The 20,901-nt window shown below is 44.2% G+C and carries 18 protein-coding genes; 11 read left to right on the top strand and 7 right to left on the bottom strand.

Features of this window, described 5'->3' with window-relative positions:
* Positions 1-414: 414 nt before the first annotated feature.
* Positions 415-1,593: a protein NO VEIN domain-containing protein gene (locus tag NCI00_RS04625; protein WP_253525493.1), complete on the top strand. Its 1,179-nt coding sequence runs from the start codon at positions 415-417 to the stop codon at positions 1,591-1,593.
* Positions 1,594-1,801: 208 nt separating this feature from the next.
* Positions 1,802-2,539 (top strand): DUF4240 domain-containing protein, encoded by a 738-nt coding sequence (locus tag NCI00_RS04630; protein ID WP_253525495.1) that lies wholly within the window; start codon positions 1,802-1,804, stop codon positions 2,537-2,539.
* A 168-nt stretch (positions 2,540-2,707) separates the two neighbouring features.
* On the opposite strand, the gene NCI00_RS04635 is transcribed toward NCI00_RS04630, so the two are convergent.
* Both NCI00_RS04635 and NCI00_RS04640 read right to left on the bottom strand, forming a co-directional pair.
* Positions 2,708-4,156 carry a Gfo/Idh/MocA family protein gene (locus tag NCI00_RS04635; protein WP_114067255.1) on the bottom strand — a complete coding sequence of 483 codons (1,449 nt, stop codon included), beginning with the start codon at positions 4,154-4,156 and terminating at the stop codon, positions 2,708-2,710.
* 278 nt (positions 4,157-4,434) lie between these two features.
* A complete protein-coding gene (locus NCI00_RS04640) occupies positions 4,435-6,360 on the bottom strand; it encodes a sialidase/neuraminidase family protein (protein ID WP_253525497.1) in 1,926 nt (641 codons plus the stop codon).
* Positions 6,361-6,654: 294 nt separating this feature from the next.
* Here NCI00_RS04640 and NCI00_RS04645 point away from each other — a divergent pair, with 294 nt between their 5' ends.
* The gene (locus tag NCI00_RS04645) at positions 6,655-8,085 is read left to right on the top strand and encodes a hypothetical protein (RefSeq protein WP_253525499.1); all 1,431 of its coding nucleotides are present in this window, start codon (positions 6,655-6,657) and stop codon (positions 8,083-8,085) included.
* A 189-nt stretch (positions 8,086-8,274) separates the two neighbouring features.
* Here NCI00_RS04645 and NCI00_RS04650 read toward each other — a convergent pair whose 3' ends face one another.
* On the bottom strand, positions 8,275-9,201 hold the full coding sequence (locus tag NCI00_RS04650) for an NADP-dependent oxidoreductase (protein ID WP_253525500.1): 927 nt from the start codon (positions 9,199-9,201) through the stop codon (positions 8,275-8,277).
* Between the two features lie 99 nt (positions 9,202-9,300).
* Between NCI00_RS04650 and NCI00_RS04655 the strand changes: the two genes are divergently transcribed.
* Both NCI00_RS04655 and aac(6') read left to right on the top strand, forming a co-directional pair.
* Positions 9,301-9,657 (top strand): winged helix-turn-helix transcriptional regulator, encoded by a 357-nt coding sequence (locus NCI00_RS04655; protein WP_114067260.1) that lies wholly within the window; start codon positions 9,301-9,303, stop codon positions 9,655-9,657.
* A 91-nt stretch (positions 9,658-9,748) separates the two neighbouring features.
* On the top strand, positions 9,749-10,186 hold the full coding sequence (gene aac(6') / locus NCI00_RS04660) for an aminoglycoside 6'-N-acetyltransferase (RefSeq protein WP_253525501.1): 438 nt from the start codon (positions 9,749-9,751) through the stop codon (positions 10,184-10,186).
* 162 nt (positions 10,187-10,348) lie between these two features.
* On the opposite strand, the gene NCI00_RS04665 is transcribed toward aac(6'), so the two are convergent.
* The 4 genes from NCI00_RS04665 to NCI00_RS04680 all read right to left on the bottom strand — a co-directional run bounded on the left by NCI00_RS04665 (position 10,349) and on the right by NCI00_RS04680 (position 13,770).
* Positions 10,349-11,644, bottom strand: coding sequence for a PQQ-dependent sugar dehydrogenase (locus tag NCI00_RS04665; RefSeq protein ID WP_253526002.1), 1,296 nt, complete (start codon positions 11,642-11,644; stop codon positions 10,349-10,351).
* Positions 11,645-11,786: 142 nt separating this feature from the next.
* Positions 11,787-12,725 (bottom strand): M20/M25/M40 family metallo-hydrolase, encoded by a 939-nt coding sequence (locus NCI00_RS04670; RefSeq protein ID WP_253525504.1) that lies wholly within the window; start codon positions 12,723-12,725, stop codon positions 11,787-11,789.
* 139 nt (positions 12,726-12,864) lie between these two features.
* The gene (locus tag NCI00_RS04675; RefSeq protein ID WP_114067264.1) at positions 12,865-13,113 is read right to left on the bottom strand and encodes a GlsB/YeaQ/YmgE family stress response membrane protein; all 249 of its coding nucleotides are present in this window, start codon (positions 13,111-13,113) and stop codon (positions 12,865-12,867) included.
* A gap of 84 nt (positions 13,114-13,197) precedes the next feature.
* Positions 13,198-13,770, bottom strand: coding sequence for a helix-turn-helix domain-containing protein (locus NCI00_RS04680; protein ID WP_114067265.1), 573 nt, complete (start codon positions 13,768-13,770; stop codon positions 13,198-13,200).
* Positions 13,771-13,949: 179 nt separating this feature from the next.
* On the opposite strand from NCI00_RS04680, the gene NCI00_RS04685 reads away from it, so the two are divergent.
* The 6 genes from NCI00_RS04685 (at position 13,950) to NCI00_RS04710 (ending at position 20,894) form a co-directional block, all read left to right on the top strand.
* Complete coding sequence (locus tag NCI00_RS04685; protein WP_253525506.1) at positions 13,950-15,059, top strand: sensor histidine kinase; 1,110 nt, start codon at positions 13,950-13,952, stop codon at positions 15,057-15,059.
* A gap of 5 nt (positions 15,060-15,064) precedes the next feature.
* On the top strand, positions 15,065-15,760 hold the full coding sequence (locus NCI00_RS04690) for a LytR/AlgR family response regulator transcription factor (protein WP_253525508.1): 696 nt from the start codon (positions 15,065-15,067) through the stop codon (positions 15,758-15,760).
* Between the two features lie 286 nt (positions 15,761-16,046).
* Positions 16,047-16,781, top strand: a complete 735-nt coding sequence (locus NCI00_RS04695; protein ID WP_253525509.1) for a dioxygenase family protein — start codon at positions 16,047-16,049, stop codon at positions 16,779-16,781.
* Positions 16,782-16,827: 46 nt separating this feature from the next.
* The gene (locus tag NCI00_RS04700) at positions 16,828-17,529 is read left to right on the top strand and encodes a pirin family protein (RefSeq protein ID WP_253525511.1); all 702 of its coding nucleotides are present in this window, start codon (positions 16,828-16,830) and stop codon (positions 17,527-17,529) included.
* 75 nt (positions 17,530-17,604) lie between these two features.
* Positions 17,605-18,282 carry a zinc metalloprotease gene (locus tag NCI00_RS04705; protein ID WP_253525514.1) on the top strand — a complete coding sequence of 226 codons (678 nt, stop codon included), beginning with the start codon at positions 17,605-17,607 and terminating at the stop codon, positions 18,280-18,282.
* 143 nt (positions 18,283-18,425) lie between these two features.
* Positions 18,426-20,894, top strand: coding sequence for a DUF5686 and carboxypeptidase regulatory-like domain-containing protein (locus tag NCI00_RS04710; protein ID WP_253525516.1), 2,469 nt, complete (start codon positions 18,426-18,428; stop codon positions 20,892-20,894).
* The last annotated feature ends 7 nt before the right edge of the window (positions 20,895-20,901 follow it).

Genomic DNA, 20,901 nt, shown 5'->3' on the forward strand with positions numbered 1-20,901 from the left:
GGGCCTTCACCGCAAAGTTCTTTGCTTGCCTCACTCGTCACCCTGTAAGGGCCTGCTTCTCGTACCATACCCACCATTTTTCTCCCCGACCTACCGCTTAATAACTATTTATGACACGACTTGCTAAATGGCATAAAAAAGGGTAGCTTGCCTAAGGAGAAACATATTTGAAATATGACATAATACCTTTATCTTCTTTTGTAGTGGTCAATTGGTTATTGTATCTGATATTGACAACATGGAAAGTATAACTCGAATAGTACAATAAAAACTTAATAAAGTTTAAATAAATACAAAAAACGGCAAAACCCCTTGCCGCAGGCGCAACACAAGGAGAACTTCACAAAGCCGCAAACTGTTAGCGGTCATGCTTTAACGACAGTGCTAACATCAAACTAACGAGGATTTAATAACATGAACAACCAGAAAGTAAGAGAAATAGTAAAAGGCTACAAGCGACATTTTAAGAGCATCCACAAAGAGGAGATTTATAAGTGGCGTGCTGTAAAGTGCTTCCAAGACAATTGGAATGTTAGCGCACCAGACTTTCTGGCAATGCTTGACAACTCATTTGCTTTAGCAAAAAATTTACTTGACTCTGGGCTTTATTATCCTAAGCGAATGTTGCATCACTACAGCGCTAAAGAACCTGAAACCGTCCGACAACTTTTTATTGACCTTTACAAAGAAGACGAAGACCTCATTGACAGAATTGAAACTTTTCAAGAAGGTATTAAAGCAATCAACAAAAAATATTTTCCCGACAAAAATGATTATCAAGACAAACGAGCAGTTTTAGTTTATCTCTGTTTGCGTTATCCCGACAGATACTATCTCTACAAATACAGAATGTTCAAAGGGTTTGTCGGACTTGTTGACTATCCCTATCAACCAAAGACAGGTGATATTCAAAACATTTTAGAATACTTATCGCTTTGCGACATTGTAAAAGCAGAAATTATCAAGGACAACGAGTTGCTTGAAGTTCACAAGACGAGAATAAAAGACCAAGAGTATTTAGACAGTTCATATCACATCCTAACGCAAGACATAATTTATGCGGCTGTTCAACACATTGACAAGTTTGACCAAGGCGGCAAGCAAGAACCCGCTTTGAAACGATTGGTAAAAGTTGATAGAACTGTTTTGCCAAAAGCCGACCCAGTTGTTCTGAAAGGTTCATTCACCAACTACATTGAAAACGACAAAGAGAAAAAAAGAATTGGCGACCTTGGTGAACTCTTAGTTCTTCAACATGAACAGGAAAAATTAAAATCTCTCGGCATCAACAAAGTTCCTGAACATATTTCCAAATCACAAGGTGATGGTTTAGGTTATGACATTCTTTCGTATGACGAAAACGGAAAACAAATGTTCATTGAAGTTAAAACAACTTCCAATGGGGTAAACACACCGTTCTACATCACACGTAACGAACTTGAAAAGAGCAAACAAGACAGCGACCATTTTTTTCTCTACAGGCTTTACGAGTTTGATGACACAGACAACAAAGCAAAATACTATAAACAAAAAGGAAACTTGACTGACTTATGCGTGAACCCTATTTTATACCGAGCAATCGTAGCAGAGTGAGTGCAAACTTTGGACTGACTGACCTTCGTGGACGGCATAGCACGAACCGCTAACAGCAGTTTGGCAAAAGCTAGGCTTCATTGCTAAAACGTTGGTGGCAAGCATAAAAAAACTATCAGCGGACATTTTAAAACCAATTTCGGTGGACTTAAAGAAAATGCTTTTGCGATTCTGGAACAGTTTTTTGAAGAATAACAATAAAATAAGTATGACTAAAAACCTAATTTTCCAAGACGATTCCTCAAATAAATTTTGGCGTGTTTCTGTTGAAAATTCAACTTTAACGGTAATTTATGGACGGATTGGAACGGCTGGACGTTCCGATTCAAAAGAATTTCCATCTAATCTTGAAGCTGAAAAAGAAGCTAATAAATTGATTGCTGAAAAGTTAAAAAAAGGATATAAAGAAGACAATAATATCAATTTTAGTGAGGCAGACTTTTGGAACATTATAGAGCGTGCAAAAAAATCCTCAGAAGGAGATTATGAATATCAAGCCGACTTATTGACAGAACTACTTCAAAGTCGACCAATTTCTGAAATTATTGAGTTTGATAATATTTTTAGCGAACTTCATCGTAAATCATATCGTTCAGACTGGTGGGGAGCAGCATATTTAATAAATGGAGGCTGTTCTGATGACGGTTTTGACTATTTTAGAGCATGGGTTATTTCAAGAGGTCAGAAAGCATACTATGAGGCATGGGAAAATCCCGAAAGTTTATTGAAATATATAAACGAAGACAATATTGGCGAATGCTACGCTGAAACTTTAATGTATTCTGCAAGTATAGCGTATGAACAGAAGACAGATAAAGACGATTTTCATGATAAAACTTATTCCCTTCCTTTGCCAGAAATTGTATTTGATTGGCAAGAAGACGACGACAGTTTACAAATTAAGTTTCCTAAATTATTCAAAAAATGTAAAGATTTAGGTTTTTGAAGTTGTTTTTTTTCCTTTGTGCTGTTATCCCCGCCAATTTCTTCCCTCCCTCTCCATTTTGCAGGCATAAAAACACCTGCAAAGGCATATTGCACCCGCAGAGTCATAAAAAAGGGCAGTCTCCAACGTTGGAGACTGCCCCGGCAAAGGTATAGTTAGGGATAGTAATTAGAGATTTAAGCTCCAACCTTCGCGGTACTCGCGCTTCACGAACTGATTGGCCGGCTCGTAGTTAGTGATTCTCATATTGGGCGCGTCGTAGTACAGCTTCTTGCGGCCGTTGTATTTATCCACGGTGCGTTTGGCGGTTGGGTTGTCGCGAAGCATCCAGCTACGGAGCGCCAAGTTTCCAATCAAAATGCTTTCGGTAAACGGTGCCGCGTACTCAAACGGCGAACTCGTCACGCCTTTGCCGTGGCCCGCAATACAGGCATTTACCCACTGTAAATAATGGTTTTCGTCGGGAACGCGGGCGATGGTTTCGGGGATATTGAGCGTTTCGTTGGCCTTGAGTGGCAACAAACGCGGTTTGGCTCCGTAGCAATCGGCCATCAGTTTTCCTTTAGAACCAATGAACAACACCCCGCCGTCGGAGTTGCCGAAGCTCTCGCCGGGCAATAATTCTTCGGGCAGTTCGGGCAAAATACCACCGTCGTACCAGCTTACTTTGATGTTGCCTTTGCCGTCTTTTCGGGGATAGTCCAAGTGAATCGACGACGAGAACGGCGTCCAGTCGGGGTTATCGTCCTGCGGGCGAAGCGTAAAAGTCCAAGTGCCGGCCACGCTACACTCGACCGAGGTGGGGTAATCAATCGGTAAAATTCGATAAATCGGGTCCATAATATGGCAAGCCATATCGCCCAAGGCACCCGTACCGTAGGGCCACCAGCCACGCCAGTTCCAAGGTAGATACGCTTCATTGTAAGGCACTTTTTTGGCGGGTCCGAGCCACAAATCATAATCCAGTTCTTTCGGAATCTCAAAGGTTTTATCGGTCGGTACGGCTTGCGGCCACACGGGCCGGTTGGTCCAAGCCAATACTTTGTGTACTTCGCCAATGATGCCCGAATCGTAGATCTCTTTCATGCGGCGCACGCCGTTGCCCGAGCCGCCTTGGTTGCCCATTTGGGTCACAACCTTGTATTTTTTGGCGGCCTGTCCCAAAATACGCGCTTCGTAGATGTCGTGCGTGAGGGGCTTTTGGGTGTATACGTGTTTGCCCAACTGCATCGCGGCGAGGGTGGCTACGGCGTGGGTGTTATCGGGCGTAGAAATAGAACAGGCGTCGATGTTTTTGTTTTCTTTGGCCAACATTTCCCGAAAATCCTTGTAGTAAGTGGCTTTCGGGAATTTGGTGCGAGACTCCACCGCCTGCCGGTCGTCTACGTCGCAAAGGGCTACAATATTGACGTTGGGACTCGCCGCAAACGATGCTAGATCACTTTTCCCTTTGCCCCCTACTCCAATGCCCGCAATGTTGAGTTTGTCGCTGGGGGCAACGAAACCTTTGCCCAGTACGTGGCGCGGCACAATAAAAAACGACGTGGCCGCCAGAGAAGAGGCTTTGATGAAATCGCGGCGGCTATTGGAATCAAGCTTGATTTTTTGTTCTTCCATGATAACAAATAAAATTTTGAGGTTTAGGAACGGAGCGTTGACGGTATACTACTGAATAACAAGGGAATCGTACCTATCTTTTGTCCAAAAAATTATCTATTAACTGATATATGCCTTTTTTTATGTTCGGCAGACGTAATGTGTAATGTTGCCGGGTAGACGTGATGTGTAATGTTACCAGGCAGACGTGATGTGTAATGTTACCGGGCAGACGTGATGTGTAATGTTACCGGGCAGACGTGATGTGTAATGTTACCGGGCAGACGTAAAGCCTGCCCCTACGGGTGTTTTATCAATACATCATCCACGTAAAAAACCGCCCGTGTTAGGGGTTCGTCGGCGCCAGCGAGCGGTGGGTGCGGGTCTTCGTTGGGTGACTTACGGTTGGGCAAATTGCGGTAAGGGCCAGTGCGAAGCGACAGCCGCTCTACCGATTTGACGGCTTCGGCCAAGGCTGCTTTTTCTAACACTTTTTTTCCGTTGATGCTCAAATCAAAACTTCCCGCCAACGTTGCATTTACCCTAAACGCCAGTTCGTACCACTGCGCTGGCTGATAGGTCTGCACGATTTTCTCCGTGCCTCCGTCGGCGACGATGATGTTCCCTTTTTCATCAAACCGTACCCTCACGGGGCGGTTGCCGTAGCGGTCGGTGAGGTCAATTTCGAGCGAGCCGCTTTGGTTTTGGGCGGGTTGTACTTTCAACGAACATTCAATTTGGGTGCCTTCTTCAAACACCCGAATGGCGCGGGCGTAATCGTGCGGGTCTTTGTCCGACAATTCGAGGCATTTTCCCGTGGACTTGGGAGTATTGACCACCGTAACGGGGGCCCACTGGGGAGCGTATACGTTCCAGTCGGGCACGCTGCCGTTGAGGTCGAGCGCGTCAAAGCCATCGTTGACGTTGCCTTTCACCGCATAGCGCACGGGCGTAGGCACGCGGCTGATCCAAATATCTTCTTTGTTCATGCTGTACGACAACCACAGGTCATTGCCAGGAGGATTGCCGTTGCCTTCTTCGATGCCGCGCACGTAGCAGGGGCCAAAGTCTTTCCAACGCCCAAAAAACCGACGCGGCGGCACTTCGCCCTGCACGAGCAGCATATTGTCAAAAATAGCGCCGTCGTCGCCCGTGATGACCGTGAGCGGGAAACGGTGCTCGTCCATTTCGATGGGATTGTACGCGATGGCGTAGCGGCCGTCGTCGGTGCGCTGCCCCCACTGCTTGCCACCCGCCATGGTCAGCGTCGGCACTTTGACGGGGGGCGAGAAGGTTAGACCCTCGTCGTCCGACAAGGCCGCTTTGGAGCGTTTCCACAGCGCCACCACTTTGCCGTCTTTGCGGTGGTAGTACGATAGCGCCTGAATATCAAGCGATTTGTCGAGATTATTTTTATAAAACCCGTCCAGCCCAAGGTCTTCTTCGCGCCATTGCAACGTCATGAGTTTATCGGCCAAAAGTGCATTGCAGGCCTCCACAAAACCTTTATCGGTAGATTTTTGGTAAAACGGATAGCTCGTGTTCTTTTCGTTCCACTTCATGCCGTCGACGGTGGTGTGGCTGCTGTAACGGATAAAATAAATGGGGCCGTAGGTGCCGTCTTTGTAGGCCTCGCGCACCACGCGCCCGATGCCGCCTTCCTTAAACGGCTCTTCGGTGTGACCATAAAAGGCCAATACCAACAGCCGCCCGTTGGGGGCAGTGTAAAAACCCATGCGTTGGTGCATCATGTAACCATCCGACCCTTTGGGGATTTTGACGCCCTTGGGGGCCACATACGGCGGAAACACTACCGTGGGTTTGCTCCAAGTACGCCCATCTTTGGAGGTCACGACCAGCGTTTGCCCCGGCGCAATGTGCTCATCGACGGGGTTGCTGAGGTATTGCTGATAGAAGGTATCGTTCCAATAACACAGGTTGGAGGCGTGGTTGTAGGTCCACCCAAAACCATCGGCCAGCTCGGGGTGCGTACGATTGACGCGCAACGTTTGGCGACTCTCTACGCCTACCGCATACCGCAACCGCCCCTCGTGCACCTGAGGGTCTACGCTTTCGCCGCCCACGTACCGCACGGGTTCGTGGATGCTGCCCGTTTGGGCTACCCCTATTCCACTGCCAAAAACCAAGGCCATGCCGTACCAATACGCTTTATTCATCATTTTTTTCAACAGGATTTTCTTGAAATGAATACTGCGACTAGGCATTTTTGGGCTAGTGCTACCTCTTTTTTTGAGAAACTACCGCTTGATAACTATTTTCTGACACGACTTGCTGAAGGGTGTAAAAACTTGTATTTTTCGGGAGGATTTGGGGGGATTCATGCTCTTTTTTCTGGGTGGGCAGGTTGATTCAGTTGAATACCGCCTCCACAAAAGTATAATACAAATAATACAATAAAAACTTGGCAAAGTTTAAATAAATACAGAAAGTACGACATAACTTTCGCATATTTGAGAGTTAGCTGTCAGGCTATGAGCGACACGAACAAATATTGAACAATGGAGAGAATTTATTTTGACAAGCAAATTTTCAGTCACTTATTCAAAGGAGAGAAACCATTATATCAGAATTTCCTTAAAGACTTACTTGATAATAAAGACAGATTTCTATTCTGCTATTCTCACGGACATTTACTTGATTTGAAAAACGACAAGACAGATATAAAGTATAAAGAACTTGATTTTATAGAAAGTCTTGTTGGAGACAACTATCTATCCTATCACGCTTTAGACAAAAGAACTTCTTGTTATTTGGCAAGACCTAATGAAGCATTTAGAGATGTTGATGTTGAAGACGAGCCTTTTTCATTTTCTTCAATATTTGAAGACTTAGATTTAAGTTATGCAACACCAGAACAAGCAGAGAAATTAAAAAATGCTACCAACATTCTGAAAAATCAACAATTAGACTTTGGATTTTTACAAAACCAAGAAATCCCAAAAGAACTTAATGATACTGTAGGAAAATTTTTGCCTGTTGGATTAAATCCAATGTCAATAATGGAATGGACTGAGCATTTTATGGGAATGCTAAAAACAATGGAAGAAGACAAAACAGCTTATAAAGGCTTGCGTAATGTGGTTGACAAAAATATAAATAATGGCAAGTTTACTGTTGAATATGATAGTATTGACTTCAACGATGACTTAAAAAATTCAGTTCTACAAAAAACCTTTATTGAATATGTCAACAATAATCTAAATCCAAACGGTGACAAAACCATAACTGATTATGATTTTTACATTCAAGCTTATTTCACACTTGACTTACTTGGAATTAGTAAAGAACCTTCTAAAGGTGTGAAGTTTAAAAATGTAATGAATGATGGATACCATAGTTATTATGGAGCTTTTTGTGATTATGTTATTTCTGACGACCAAGGTTTTCTAAAAAAAACAAAAGCACTTTATAAACTTTTAGGAATAGAAAGTAAAGTTTACCACATAGAAGAATTTATCAGTTATTTTACTTTATTAAAGAATTCACTTGAAAAAGACAGTAATACTTTTTTCGAACTCTTAGTCAATGACATAAAAAACGGACTTGTTTTAGAGGATAAGAATTCTTTAAAGTATAATAGGCAGACGACAATTATAAGGCCATTTCACACTTATTTAGGTTACTTCAACAGAATTGAAAGTATAAACGAAGACAACCAAAGTTTTATTCTACTGCGTAGAAAAACTAAAAACTACTCTTATTTTAGTTTTTACAGAGAATATGAAGGAATTATCAATAATGCATTTAAACTCTTTGGCTACGACAAAAATTTCAAAGGCGAATTTAATTGGGAAACTGAAATTAATGAAATTAATAAAGGTGTTTGGGACGGACGCTTTTGGGACTTTGACAGCTTGACAATATTAATAGAGATTAACAAAGGAATTAATGAAATATGTTTACTAATTTCAACAAAAGATAACGGATGACAAAAGCCCGAACAGCTAACATCGGTTTGGCAATAGTGGGGCTGAACTGCAAAACTCAACATTAGTAATTCTATTGAGCATTTGTGCTAAATTCGGCTGACGAATATAAAATGCCCCACCATCGCCAAGCCCTGTTCGTTAGCAACCATTATATCAGGCATAATTAGTCAAAAATGGCGCTTTTTTGAATTAAAATACTAGCACAATTTTTGAGTGAGTTTTTCTATTTTCTACTAATGATAATGCATTTTTTGCATCCGAAAACGAAAGCACCTGCGGCTGTTTAACCTTAATTTTTTCAGTTTCTAACCACGCTGATATTTTAGAAAATATTTTGGAATTAGCCCTTGTTTGCGTCATCTTTCCTGAAATGCCATATTTAGTCAGCTCGGCAGCATTGGGTGGCTGTGTAGTAGAGACAATTATTCCTCCTTTTTTTACCAGAGCATACGATTTACTCAACGTTTCGCCTCCTACCAAATCTAATACTACATCTACATTTTTTACCACCGTAGAAAAATCGGTATGGACATAATCTATGGCAGTATCTACGCCTAATGCCGTAATTTCTTGTAGATTATTTCCTGTGGCGGTTCCTATTACATTAAGACCCATTTTTTTGGCAATTTGTATAGCCATTTGTCCAACTGCCCCGCCTGCTCCGTGTATTAAAAGCTGCTGACCTTCTTTAATTTTTGCATCTTCAATGAGTGCAGTATATGCCGTCCCTAATGAAAAAGGAACCACTGAAGCCTCTGTAAAAGATAAAGATTTGGGTTTCAACATGATTTCATCGGCATTTACCGCAACGTATTCGGCATAAGTACCGCCCTGCATAAAATTTGCCATCAACATTATTTCATCTCCTGGCTGATAATTTTTAACATCATTGCCCACTTCTGTAATCGTTCCGGCACCTTCCCAACCCAGCGTAAAAGGAAATGATTTAGGCAAAACACCAGACATATAACCTGAACGAATTTTGTAATCAACAGGATTGACCGATGATGCTTTTAACTGCACCAATACTTGATTGGGCATCGGTTGAGGAATGGGAATGACTGTATTTTCTAAAACGGAATTATCTCCGTATTGATTAATTTGTACTGCTTGCATTTATCCAATCTTTATAAAAGTTTATTCGCAAAAGTATGTACATTTGACACATAACTAGGCTAATCCTAATTATTTTACATACGCAAATATTTTAGACTAATGGAAAATAAACGGCAAAGAAAGCTGAAAGACTTTAATCCGAACAATTGTCCTGTTGTTTATAGTTTAAATAAGATTGGAAATAAATGGAAGTTATTGATACTTCATTACATCAAACAAGGCAACAACAGATACAGTACCTTACAAAAGGTAATTCCAGACATCAGTCGTCAAACACTTACCAATCAGCTTCGTGAACTAGAGGATGATGGTATATTGGAACGAATTATTTACCCGCAGATTCCGCCAAAAGTTGAATATAAATTAACAGAAATGGGCAACTCTCTACAACCCATCATCCATGAAATGAGTAAATGGGGACTTCAGTACGTTACACCAACTGCTAGAAAGAAATAACGGTACATAACGTCGCGTCGGTTTGGCAATAGCCCACTTCGTCCTTATCTCTCATTTACAGATAAAACCACCCCAAATTCAAAACGTTTCCATGCACATCGAAGTCCTTTCAACCCACAACTGCCAAGCCCTGACCCAACTCGCGTTGGAACTCTGGCCCGAGTGCGTATTCGAGGAAGAGTACGAACAGTTTGCGGGGCTGATTGAGTCAGAAAATGACATTTGCTACGTTGTTCGGGAGCAGGAGGAATACATTGGTTTTGTGCATGTCAGCATTCGGCATGAGTACGTAGAAGGTGCCGACGACCTACCCGTGGCCTACGTGGAGGGTATTTATGTAAAACCGAGGTATCAAAAGCAGGGCGTTGCCAAACAACTAATGGCGGTTTCGGAGGCGTGGGCCAAGCAAAAAGGACTCACCCAAATGGCATCTGATACTTCCGTGGAAAATTCGGCAAGTATTGAGTTTCATCAAAAAATAGGGTTTATCGAGGCCGAGCGTATCGTGTGTTTTATCAAAGCATTGTAGCTTTCGCTTATGCCGCTGTTGGTGTTCTTCCACCAACAGCCCGCCTTGATTTTGCAAGCCCCTATTGATTACGGGGGAGAACACCCGCAAAGGTGTAATACCCGCAAAGGCACAAAAAAGCGCACGCCATTGCTGACGTGCGCTTTTTTTGTATATACAACCCTATTTTTTAGGAGCCTTGTAGGCAATGCGGTACAGGGTTCCGTTCAAATCATCGGTGACGTAGAGCGAGCCATCAGGACCTTGGGCGAGGCCCGTGGGGCGGTGTTGAATGGGGCCAGTGGGTTTGGCGAGGTCGGTACCCGCAAAATTGTCGGCAAAAATCTCCCAAGGGCCCGAAGGTTTACCGTTTTTGAAAGGCACAAACGCTACCATGTAGCCTTTTTTGAGGCTAGGAGCTTGGCCATGGAAAGCGATAAACGCCCCGTTTTTGTAGCGCGCAGGAAACATTTTTCCCGTATAAAAAAGCACGGCGTTGGGGCCCATGTGCGCCGGAAAATCGGCCACAGGATTGATGGCTTTTTCGCCGCCCGTTTTTTTACCGTCGCCGCCGTATTCGGGGCAAAGGATTTTCTTCTTTTGGAACGGGTCATAGTACACGTACGGCCAACCGGCATCATCGCCTTCGTGAACCTCGTACATGGTTTCGGCAGGGAGTTTTTCGCTGTCTTGCGGGGTGTAGTACTGCGGGAAAACGTCGTGGAACTTGCCGCGCCCGTGCATCATCACAAACAACGAATTGGTACCTGAATTCCAGTCTAATCCTACCACGTTTTTTAGTCCCGTGGCGTAGCGAGTGCCGTCGGAATACTGCTGATTAAGCTGATCGGCTTTAAAACGCCAGATGCCGCCCACCGAATCCAGCAATGGGCACGGCATTTTGCCTTTGTTGGTGCCCGCTTCTTTGCAGGTTTCGTCGTAAGAACCTACGTTTACGTACACGTAGCCGTTGTTGTCTACCGCAATATTTTTGGCTTCGTCGCGGCCTTTGCTCACCAATCCTTTCACAATCTGCTCGGGATTGTTCATGTCAATCACTTCCTCTTTTTCATTGAGTTTGTATCGGTACACGCCCGTATTGGAAGAAGCATACAGATAGCCCCCGCGAATAAAAATCCCCGAGCCTTTGTAATCTCCGAAGCCCACTTTTTCGTCAATGGCTCCGTCGCCGTTGGTGTCGCGCAGGCGATAGATGGCCTTGCCCTCTTTGAGTTTGTTGATTTTAACGTAAATATCGCCGCCTTTCGAAACCGCCAAGTGGCGCGGCGTTTCCAAATCTTCGGCCAAAATAGTGGCGGAGAAGCCAGCGGGCATTTTAATATCGGTGGCAGGAATGACGCCCGTGGTCGTTTTTTTAGCGTTGGGAGCCGTGGTGTCGTCACTTTTGTACGCGGCCAAACCGCTTACTGTCACCAACGCGGCAGCCACAGAGAGCGTTTTTAGAAATGGATGCATTATCGTAAATTAGGTTGAAGTTAGATTACTTTGGTATAAAGCAAGTTGTGGGTGAATTATAACGTCGGCGAGGTTTAGACCTTTATAACATCATAACGTCGGCGAGGTTTATAACCTCGCCGACGTTGAGTGCCGACCTTGAAACCTACTTCACTTCGGTGTACCCCAACTTGGGCAACTTCATTGCGTTTTCAATCAGCTGAATATGAATATCCAGAATCCCGACGGCAGATGGAATATCAATTTTTTCGGGGTCGTCGGTGGGCATGTGGTAGTCGTCGTGGCCGCCTGTGTGGAAAAACAGCACGGGCACTTTTTTGGCATAAAAAGACGCATGGTCGGCCCCTCCGCTCCCTGAACGGTCGGTAAAGAATTTAACGCTTCCTTTTACTTCTTTAAACACTTCTGGCCACGCGTCGCTTGTTCCGTAACCGCCGATACCCACACCCCGGTCGGCGTTGTAGCGGCCAATCATGTCCATGTTGCTCATAAAATGGATTTTATCCAACGGCAAGGTTGGATTATTCACAAAATACCGCGACCCCACCAAGCCCAGTTCTTCGGCACCAAAGGCAATAAACAGAAAGTTGTAGGGTTCTTTGATGTTGTTTTGGGCGTAATAGCGGGCCAATTCCAGCAGCCCAGCCACGCCCGAAGCGTTGTCGTCGGCACCGTTATGGATTTTTCCCTGCGGCGCTTTATCCCGCGAGCTACCCTGCGTTCCCGTGCCCAAGTGGTCATAATGCGCGCCAATGACGATGGTATAAGGAGCACCGTTGTCCAAAAAACCGATGACATTATTGGCCGGTCGAATGCTGTCGGGCACAACTATACGCCTTACTTTGGCCGTAAAAGGCTGACGGTAGCCGTCTGTGCCCAAGGCGGTTAAATCGAGTTTTTTGAATTGTTTGATGATGTACTTGGCCGCTTTGGCGTTTTCTTTGCTGCCCGTTTCGCGCCCCTTCATTTTATCGGAAGCTAAATAATTGATATGCTTGGCCACACGGTTGGCATCGATTCGGGGAGATTGCCCGAAAAGGAGAACTGAAGCAAAAAACAAGGGTAAAAAGAATGAGTGTTTCATGAAGTAAATGGGTAAATAACGGCGGCAAAGATAAAGTGAACTCCGCACTATCAAAGCAACTCTTTTCATTTTAAGACCCATCAAACACACAAATAGCCGGCAACGGGCCGGCTATTTATAAGATAATTTTTTCTGTATACTATCGTCGCTTGACGAGTCCTACCACAAAAAGTAAGACCAACGCCCCAATAACGGCGGTTAGAATAACCCCAACTAAGCCCGCTCCGAGCGAAACTCCTAATTGAGCAAAAAGCCAATTTCCGACAAACGCACCGAGAATACCCACAAGGATATTGCCGAACAAACCATAGCCGAAACCACGTTTGATTTCACCAGCTATCCAGCCAGCGATGGCACCCACAATCAGTACATAAATTAAGTTATTCATTAGAAAAGCGTTTGAGTGTAGACAACATCAATGCCTTTTGATTGATGAGCAACCACAAGCAACAAAATAAAATCGGCATTTGCGCTATTCCTTGAAAAAATACATAACCAGCATGGTAGCGGTGGTATCTCCGATGTTGGTTGGTTTGTGCGGTAGGTTGGCATCAAAGAAGATGGAATCTCCCGCTTGCAGGGTATATTTTTGGTCGCCAACGGTATATTCTACATATCCGCTGATGATGTATTTATATTCAAATGCGTTGGTTTTGACCATAAAAGAACGGGTAGCTTTGGGGGCCAATTCCAACAAAACGATGTCGGTGGGCAAGCTCTGAATGGTGCGCGTCATCACCCGTTTGTAAACAAACCCTTTCGATTGTTCCTTTTCAAACTTTTGATAATCTTCGTTGCGTTTCACCACCACTTTGCTTTCGGAGGCCTGCTCTACATCGGCAAAAAAGTCGTTTAAATCCACGCCCAGCGAGCGAATCAAATTGATGAGCACCAACAACGAGGGAATGGTCCGGTTGTTTTCGATTTGAGAAATCAGGCCTTTGCTTACCTGCGCACGGTCGGCGAGCTGCTGAATGGTAATCCCTTTTGACTTGCGATAGTCTTTAAGTTTGCTGCTAATTTGAATAATTACTTCGTTGGCCATACGAGTGAATATAAAGTTGAATGTTAGGTGAGTTTAGCAAGGGATTGTCTTCCAGCGTCCAAATCTCCGTGTTTTTTCGGTGATACAAGCCGTTTCACCTACGGATTCTACTTTATCACCTCAAAAATTTCGCGCCAAGGGCTTTGTTTTTTACCTTTCAACCCAAATTATCCCTGCCAATGAACAGAACCTATTGGACCATCGCGATTCATCTTTTATGTGGTGTATCGTTTTTGGCCTTGCCCTATATTTTTGCGCCAAAAGGCTTTTCTCAAATGGCCGAAATCGCGCACAATCCCCACGAACGGACCAACCTGCTGGCTTATCTATTCATGTTGGGATTTTTTTACCTGAATTATTACGTCCTGATTCCTAAGCTCTATTTTGCCAAAAAGTACGTTTTTTATGCAGGAAGTACGCTTTTGTGCTTTGGGGTCGTGGTATTTATGCTTGTGTCGGTAGACCGCCAAGATTTAATCCCTCAACACACCGCCCCTGCGGAGCCACCGCCTTCGGAACTTAAAACCGCCCACCCACTTCCGCCTAAATTTGACGTTCAAGACCTGCACATGCCCCCGCCTCCCCAGAGAGCTAACCAAGAAAAACCGCCTTTTGGCTTTGAGCTGAGCCATGCGCTTTTTTTGTTTTTGGTGGGGGTGTTTGTTTCGCTTTCGTTACGTATCAACGACCGTTTGCGGGAAACCGAACGCCAAAAGCTCAACACCGAATTGTCATTTTTGAAGGCTCAAATCAACCCGCATTTTTTGTTCAATACGCTCAACACCATCTACTCGCTGGCCATTGAGCAGTCGTCCAAAACCGCCGATGCCGTGGTCAAACTTTCGTCGCTGATGCGGTACGTCATGCGAGAGGCCGATACAGATTTGGTGCCGTTGGCCAAGGAATTTTCGTACGTTGAAAACTACGTAGCCTTGCAACAATTGCGACTAGACGATACCGTGACCGTCGATTTTAGCATCACGGGCAAGCCCAACGGCCAACAAATTGCGCCGTTAATTTTGATTTCATTCATCGAAAATGCGTTCAAATACGGCGTCAATCCACAGGAAAAATCACTGGTACAGATTCAGCTTTCTATTGCCGAAAATCGTTTACATTTACGTACGTTCAACAAAAAAGTACGGGTGTTTTACGACGAAGAAACTTCCAGCGGTATCGGTATTGAGAATACCCAAACACGACTGCAACTGATGTATCCTGCCAAACATTTGCTGACCATTACGGATGTTCCTGAAAGTTTTACGGTAGATTTAACCATTGAATTGTAAGCAACATGCTCAAAGCCATTGCCTTAGACGACGAGCCGCCTGCCCTCCGCGTGATTGCGCATTTCTGCGGGCAAGTGGATTTTGTTGACCTTCAACAAACATTTTCCCGCACCGACGAAGCCTTTGATTACCTCTCTGCAAACACCGTCGATTTGCTTTTTTTGGACATCAACATGCCGTCTATGTCGGGCATTGAATTTTATAAGGCCATTCCGCAAGATGCGATGGTGATTTTTACGACGGCCTACGCCGAGTACGCCGTAGAAGGCTTTAATCTGAGCGCTATTGACTATTTATTGAAGCCTTTTACGTTTGAGCGTTTTGTGCAATCGGTTCATAAAGCCAAAGACTATCAGCAGTTTCTGCAAAAGTCAGAAGCACCCGAACCGCCCCAGTATTTGTTTATCAAAGCTGATTACAGCATTTACAAAATCGCTTTTACCGACATTGTTTTTATCGAAGGACTGGACGATTACCTCAAAATCCACCTTGAAGGCAGCAAACCCGTCGTAGCGCGCATGACCATGAAAGGAATCATGGAGAAGCTACCAGTGCAGGATTTTATTCGGGTACATCGCTCGTTTATTGTGCCTTTTCGCCGCGTTGAAAATGTCCGCAATAGACTCATTACGCTGGCAGGCGAAGAGATTCCGATTGGCAATAGTTATGAGAAAGAGTTTTTTCGGTTGTTTAAAGGCTAAACATGACCGAAGCATACCCCTCCCCTTTTCTCCGCTAAATTCTGCTTCTTCACTTCAAATTTTCAGCACTTCTACACAGTTTTGGGGTTATGGGTATGGGTTGTTAATTAACTCTAGCATCCACAAAACCCCATCTATCAGAGATTTAGGGGTTAAACTTTACCCTCACGTTTACCGCAGAAAACATCCTATTTACCTCAAATACAGCCTTTACCACAACGAAAGTGCAGGTTTGAACGTATAAAGAGAGGTAAACAATCACCCCTCTCTAAAAATTTATAAGAACATGGAACGCAAGGATTTTTTGAAAAAAAGTTTGTCATTTTTGGGAATTGCCGCCGTCACGCCGTTGGTGGGAGCTTGCAGCAAATCGGACGTTGACCCTACTACTACTACTACTACCACTACGGGGTCTACCAATGGCACCACGGGCGGCACTTGCGACGTTACTCCTTCCGAAACCGCAGGGCCTTTCCCCACCAAAACCCCCAGCTCACTGGTACTAAAAGACATTCGCTCCGACCGTACGGGGGTTCCGATGACCGCAACGATTACCATCCGAAACAAAGCCAATGACTGTAAAGCCCTCGAAGGTGCTTTGGTAGATATTTGGCATTGCGATGCCGCTGGCAATTATTCAGAATACGGCGGAACGGGAATGCAGAGTACCAATTACACGGCAGTTCATTTTTTGCGGGGGCGCCAAACAACCGACGCGAGCGGCAATGTAGGCTTCACCACGATTTTCCCGGGTTGGTATTCGGGCCGTGCGGTGCATATTCACGTTCACATCTACAACGCCGCTGGCAAATCGCTGTTGGTTACGCAAATTGCCTTTCCTACCGCTGTATGTGACACGGTATTTACCACCGCAACCAATTTTTATACCAAAGGGAAGGCCGATACCACCAACGAAAGAGACAACGTTTTCAGCGATGGTTTTGCCAATGAAATGGCTACCATAACGGGCAGCGTTGCCAACGGGTACGCTTTAACGCATACCATAGTGGTCAGTGCTTAATGATTTTGCCAGCCCTCTTTTATTCAAGAAAAAACCTCTGACAGGAATGACCCAAATTGAAGCAACGATTTTTTTGGCCGACCAACGCGGCTGTTCTCAAACCGATTGGTTTCGGAGTTTTCATGGCTTCAATTTTGGGGCATACCATAGCGAGCACCGTCAGCCGTTTGGCCGATTGAGGGTTTTTAATGACGATACCCTCGCTGCCCAAAAAAGCCTTAAAATGCAGGTGGATGAAAATACGGAGGTGATTTTGATGCCGCTGGTAGGAGCTATCGAATACCGTGACAGTTTAGGCGAGACCGGTTTTGTAGAAGCAGGACAGGTGCGAATTTTCTCCGCAGCCCGGGGTATGGAGTACGAAATCACCAATCCGTATCCTGACGAATTGGTCAATTTTTTACAGATTTGGCTCACGGGAAATGAGCAAGAATTTACGCCAAGTTTAATCCAAAATTCGTTTGATTTCCAACAAAAAAATCAATTACTCCCTCTTCTTTCCACCCAAACAAGGGCCTACATTGGTCAATTCGGGGGGCGGGAAGAAGGGATTTATGAAGTGCAACATCCCAATACGCATGGGATTTTTGTATTCGTTATCGAAGGCGCTTTTGAAGTGCAAAACCGCCTGCTCCACCCCCGCGACGGACTTGCTCTGAAAGGAGTAGACACGGTTGATTTTGAGGCCCTTTCCAACGACGCCATTCTCTTTCTATTGGAAGTACCTCTTGAACCATATAAGGCCTAAATATTTGATTTCCTTTGATACCTTATATGGTTCAGGGCTTTTTTTCGTTTAAGAATTGCTCTTAAAATCCATAAAATGGCCGCTTTAGCAATCCGAAACGAACAAAGTAAAATCGTTACCATCTCTGCCAAACTTATCTTTTATGGCACCCAAGCCACGGAAGAGTTAGCAAAAAAAATAGCCACCGAAATTCGTGACATGTACCACGAACCCAAAGCATGTGTTAACATCGCAGGAGAGGCTTACGAAGTACACATACGAATTGATTATGAAGTGGTTAGCTTTGAAGAAGTGATTCAGTTAGCCATAAAAAACGCCAATTTTCGTTACAATTTTATTCGCCTCGAAGCCCAGAACCATGTTACCCGTTCGTTCATGGGCTTTGGTTTAGGCGACAACGTCGGGCACTGGATTACATCCGACAATTTGGGGGACTCTACCACCGCCGCCCACGAATTCGGGCACGCCCTAGGACTTGACCATCCCGAGCGTTATGATTTCAGAGGCTTAGGCAATCCCGGCATCATGGCTCCGCGCGGCACGATTGTCGATGCCCATTTACAATGGAATCCCGCCGTAGCGGCTGGCGAATACGGCGGTACGCTCAAGCCCTTTCACCGCCGCGTGCAGGCCTACGAAATTGAGGCCATTTTTAAAGATTTGAAATTTGACCCCAACGGCTACGCCGAAATCGGGCATTTGAGCAATGTACTGTTCACTGAAAATGGCGACCCACTCAATATAATTTTTTAAAGATTCAGCACCTAGCTTTGCGGTTCCGTAGCCTGTCATCCTGGATGCAATCATCAAATACTCGAATAAGAAAATAAAAACTCCCTTTCCGACGTTTTTCAAAAAGGTGCAAATCGTACGATAAACACTTTAACTACAGCCTTTTGAAAAACAAACTACTGCTAACCAGCCTTTTCCTGCTGCCTTTTTTATCCTTTTCTCAAGAGTATTTTATACTGCGCGGCTACGTTTATTCTGAAGACAACGAGCCCTTGCCGGGTGCTTCTATTCGGGTGGTCAACAACAATACGGGCACGGTGACCAATGCGCAAGGCAAATACGAAATCAAGTTATTAGAAGGCTTAAACCGCATTTCTGTGTCTTCCATGGCCTATCAAACGGAGGTATTTGAGGTGGTGGCTAACAAAGATTTGGTAAAAAATATCTTTCTGAAAATTGACTATAAGCAGTTGGATGAGGTGGTGGTGAAAATCAAAAAGAAAGATGAATCGTATGAAGTCATTAAAAAAGTGCTTGAAAACAAGGCAGCTATTTTAAACCAATACCAAAACTACAAAGCCAAGGCGTACATCAAAAGTGTGGAGATAGTTGAAAAAAAAGTTGTAAAAAAGAAAGACGAAGACTTGCCTCCCAATCCAAACGAACAGCTTCAACTAAGCGACAAAGCACCCACAAAAAAAGACAGCATTCCCAATCTCAACATTTTTGAGTGCCAACTCATAAGGCACCAAAGCAATATTGGTCAGCAAAAAGAAGAGCGCGAAGCTGTGAAGAAAATAGGCGACCAAAGTACCCTTTTTTTCAAATCAGTCACCGATGGGGAGTTTAACTTTTACCAAAATCACCAAAAAATAGCCAAAATCGGTGACAACGAAATCACTTCTCCTTTGAGCGACCTTACTTTTCTGAGTTATAAATTTCAGTTGCTCAAGTATTATTTTGTGGGTCAGGATAAAATATTTCAAATCAAAGTCACCCCCCGAGCCTTGGGCAACGCGCTGTATGAGGGTACAATAGAAGTGCTGGAAGATAAGTGGGTACTGCGGAATGTGGACTTGAAATTGACCAAAAGAGGACTGCTGCGTTATGACGAATTTGGGGTGAAGCAAGAGTTTGAAAACATTCAAAATCGTTGGGTTGCATCAAAAATTACCTATACGTGGAAAGTAAAAGAAGGCGGAACGAAAAAATCTGGTAAGACCGAAGTCATTCACTCCGATTATGCATTTGACCTGAATTTACCCAAACGATTTTTTGGGGATGAAGTAGGTCTAACCACCGAAAATGCCTACAAAAGAGATTCGACATTTTGGGAGACAATCAGGCCCCATCCCCTCACCAAAGACGAGCAAAAGGTCATCAAGGAAAAAGAACGGCTTGAAAGATTGCAAAATTCAAAAGCCTATTTGGATTCTATCGACAAGATTTACAACCGAATCACGATTCCCAAAATCCTTTATTTGGGTATGGGGCACATCAATCGTGAGAAGAAAAACAATTGGTATTTTGACCCGATTCTGGGCCTCATCGACCCTTTGGCCATCGGTGGTTGGCGAATTCGATACGGTTTGGGCTACTACAAGCGTCATGAAAACCGAAAACAGGTGTGGATTAACACGAGTTTTACGTACGGTTTCAAAAACGAAGACCTTAAAGGCAACATCAACCTGAATTATTTTTACAATCCGCTAAAAGTATCCAATATCTACTTCGCGGTTGGTTCTGGATTCAACGTCATTAATGGGGCCGCCACCCTGAGCGATATAGCCCGACGCAGCAATTTTTATCAGAATAAATTTGCGGAGGTTCGTCACCGTACCGAGCTCTTCAACGGATTTTATCTCAACACACAACTATATTATGAAAACCGCAGCGATTTGGCAGATTTTAAATTTGGGTCTTTAGGCGATAGAATTTTTAGTAACAACACCCCACAACCTTTCCCCACTAGCCACGTCTACCGAACCAACATCGGCATCGAATACACTCCTCGGCAATTGTATTTGAGAGAACCCAACGAAAAAGTAATTCTGGGCTCAAAATACCCCACTTTCAGCGTTAATCTGGACCGTGCCTGGCCGATTAAAGGGCAAAACAACAACGTCTTTACCCACTTGTCGGCCTCCGTCCGACAAACTTTCAATGTGGGCATCATCGGCACTTCCGAATACCGCCTCAACGTTGGAAAGTTTCTGGATACCACTAGCTTAGCGGTGATGGATTATAAGTATATGCGGGGTGGCGACAATTATTTTTTCTCACCCGCCATGCTTACTTATCAACTGATTCCCAAGACGTTTCCTGTCTTCAACTGGTATTTTGAATCGCATTATGTGCATCAGTTCAATGGTTTTTTGACGAGTAAAATACCGTTATTCAACAAAACTAAAATCAGAGAAGTAGCAGGCGGTGGGTTTTTGTACGTTCCCGAACGAAAATACCAGTACTCAGAGGTCTTTTTTGGATTGAACCGGGTCTTCAAGATAGGCCGCGAAAGAATACGGCTCGGTGCTTATTATGTCATTGGCCAATCCAACGATTTTGGCGTCAGAAATGGCTTCAAGTTTTCTTTAGAGCCTTACAACCACAGTAAGAATACGTGGAGTTTTTAGGGAAATT

It is taken from the genome of Runella salmonicolor (assembly GCF_024158025.1).
Lineage (GTDB): Bacteria > Bacteroidota > Bacteroidia > Cytophagales > Spirosomataceae > Runella > Runella salmonicolor.

Excerpts from the sequence above, each read along its gene's own strand:
- NCI00_RS04625 (WP_253525493.1), top strand. The coding sequence starts at position 415 with ATGAACAACCAGAAAGTAAGAGAAATAGTAAAAGGCTACAAGCGACAT.
- NCI00_RS04630 (WP_253525495.1), top strand. The coding sequence starts at position 1,802 with ATGACTAAAAACCTAATTTTCCAAGACGATTCCTCAAATAAATTTTGG.
- NCI00_RS04635 (WP_114067255.1), bottom strand. The coding sequence starts at position 4,156 with ATGGAAGAACAAAAAATCAAGCTTGATTCCAATAGCCGCCGCGATTTC.
- NCI00_RS04640 (WP_253525497.1), bottom strand. The coding sequence starts at position 6,360 with ATGCCTAGTCGCAGTATTCATTTCAAGAAAATCCTGTTGAAAAAAATG.
- NCI00_RS04645 (WP_253525499.1), top strand. The coding sequence starts at position 6,655 with ATGGAGAGAATTTATTTTGACAAGCAAATTTTCAGTCACTTATTCAAA.
- NCI00_RS04650 (WP_253525500.1), bottom strand. The coding sequence starts at position 9,201 with ATGCAAGCAGTACAAATTAATCAATACGGAGATAATTCCGTTTTAGAA.
- NCI00_RS04655 (WP_114067260.1), top strand. The coding sequence starts at position 9,301 with ATGGAAAATAAACGGCAAAGAAAGCTGAAAGACTTTAATCCGAACAAT.
- NCI00_RS04670 (WP_253525504.1), bottom strand. The coding sequence starts at position 12,725 with ATGAAACACTCATTCTTTTTACCCTTGTTTTTTGCTTCAGTTCTCCTT.
- NCI00_RS04675 (WP_114067264.1), bottom strand. The coding sequence starts at position 13,113 with ATGAATAACTTAATTTATGTACTGATTGTGGGTGCCATCGCTGGCTGG.
- NCI00_RS04680 (WP_114067265.1), bottom strand. The coding sequence starts at position 13,770 with ATGGCCAACGAAGTAATTATTCAAATTAGCAGCAAACTTAAAGACTAT.
- NCI00_RS04685 (WP_253525506.1), top strand. The coding sequence starts at position 13,950 with ATGAACAGAACCTATTGGACCATCGCGATTCATCTTTTATGTGGTGTA.
- NCI00_RS04690 (WP_253525508.1), top strand. The coding sequence starts at position 15,065 with ATGCTCAAAGCCATTGCCTTAGACGACGAGCCGCCTGCCCTCCGCGTG.
- NCI00_RS04695 (WP_253525509.1), top strand. The coding sequence starts at position 16,047 with ATGGAACGCAAGGATTTTTTGAAAAAAAGTTTGTCATTTTTGGGAATT.
- NCI00_RS04700 (WP_253525511.1), top strand. The coding sequence starts at position 16,828 with ATGACCCAAATTGAAGCAACGATTTTTTTGGCCGACCAACGCGGCTGT.
- NCI00_RS04705 (WP_253525514.1), top strand. The coding sequence starts at position 17,605 with ATGGCCGCTTTAGCAATCCGAAACGAACAAAGTAAAATCGTTACCATC.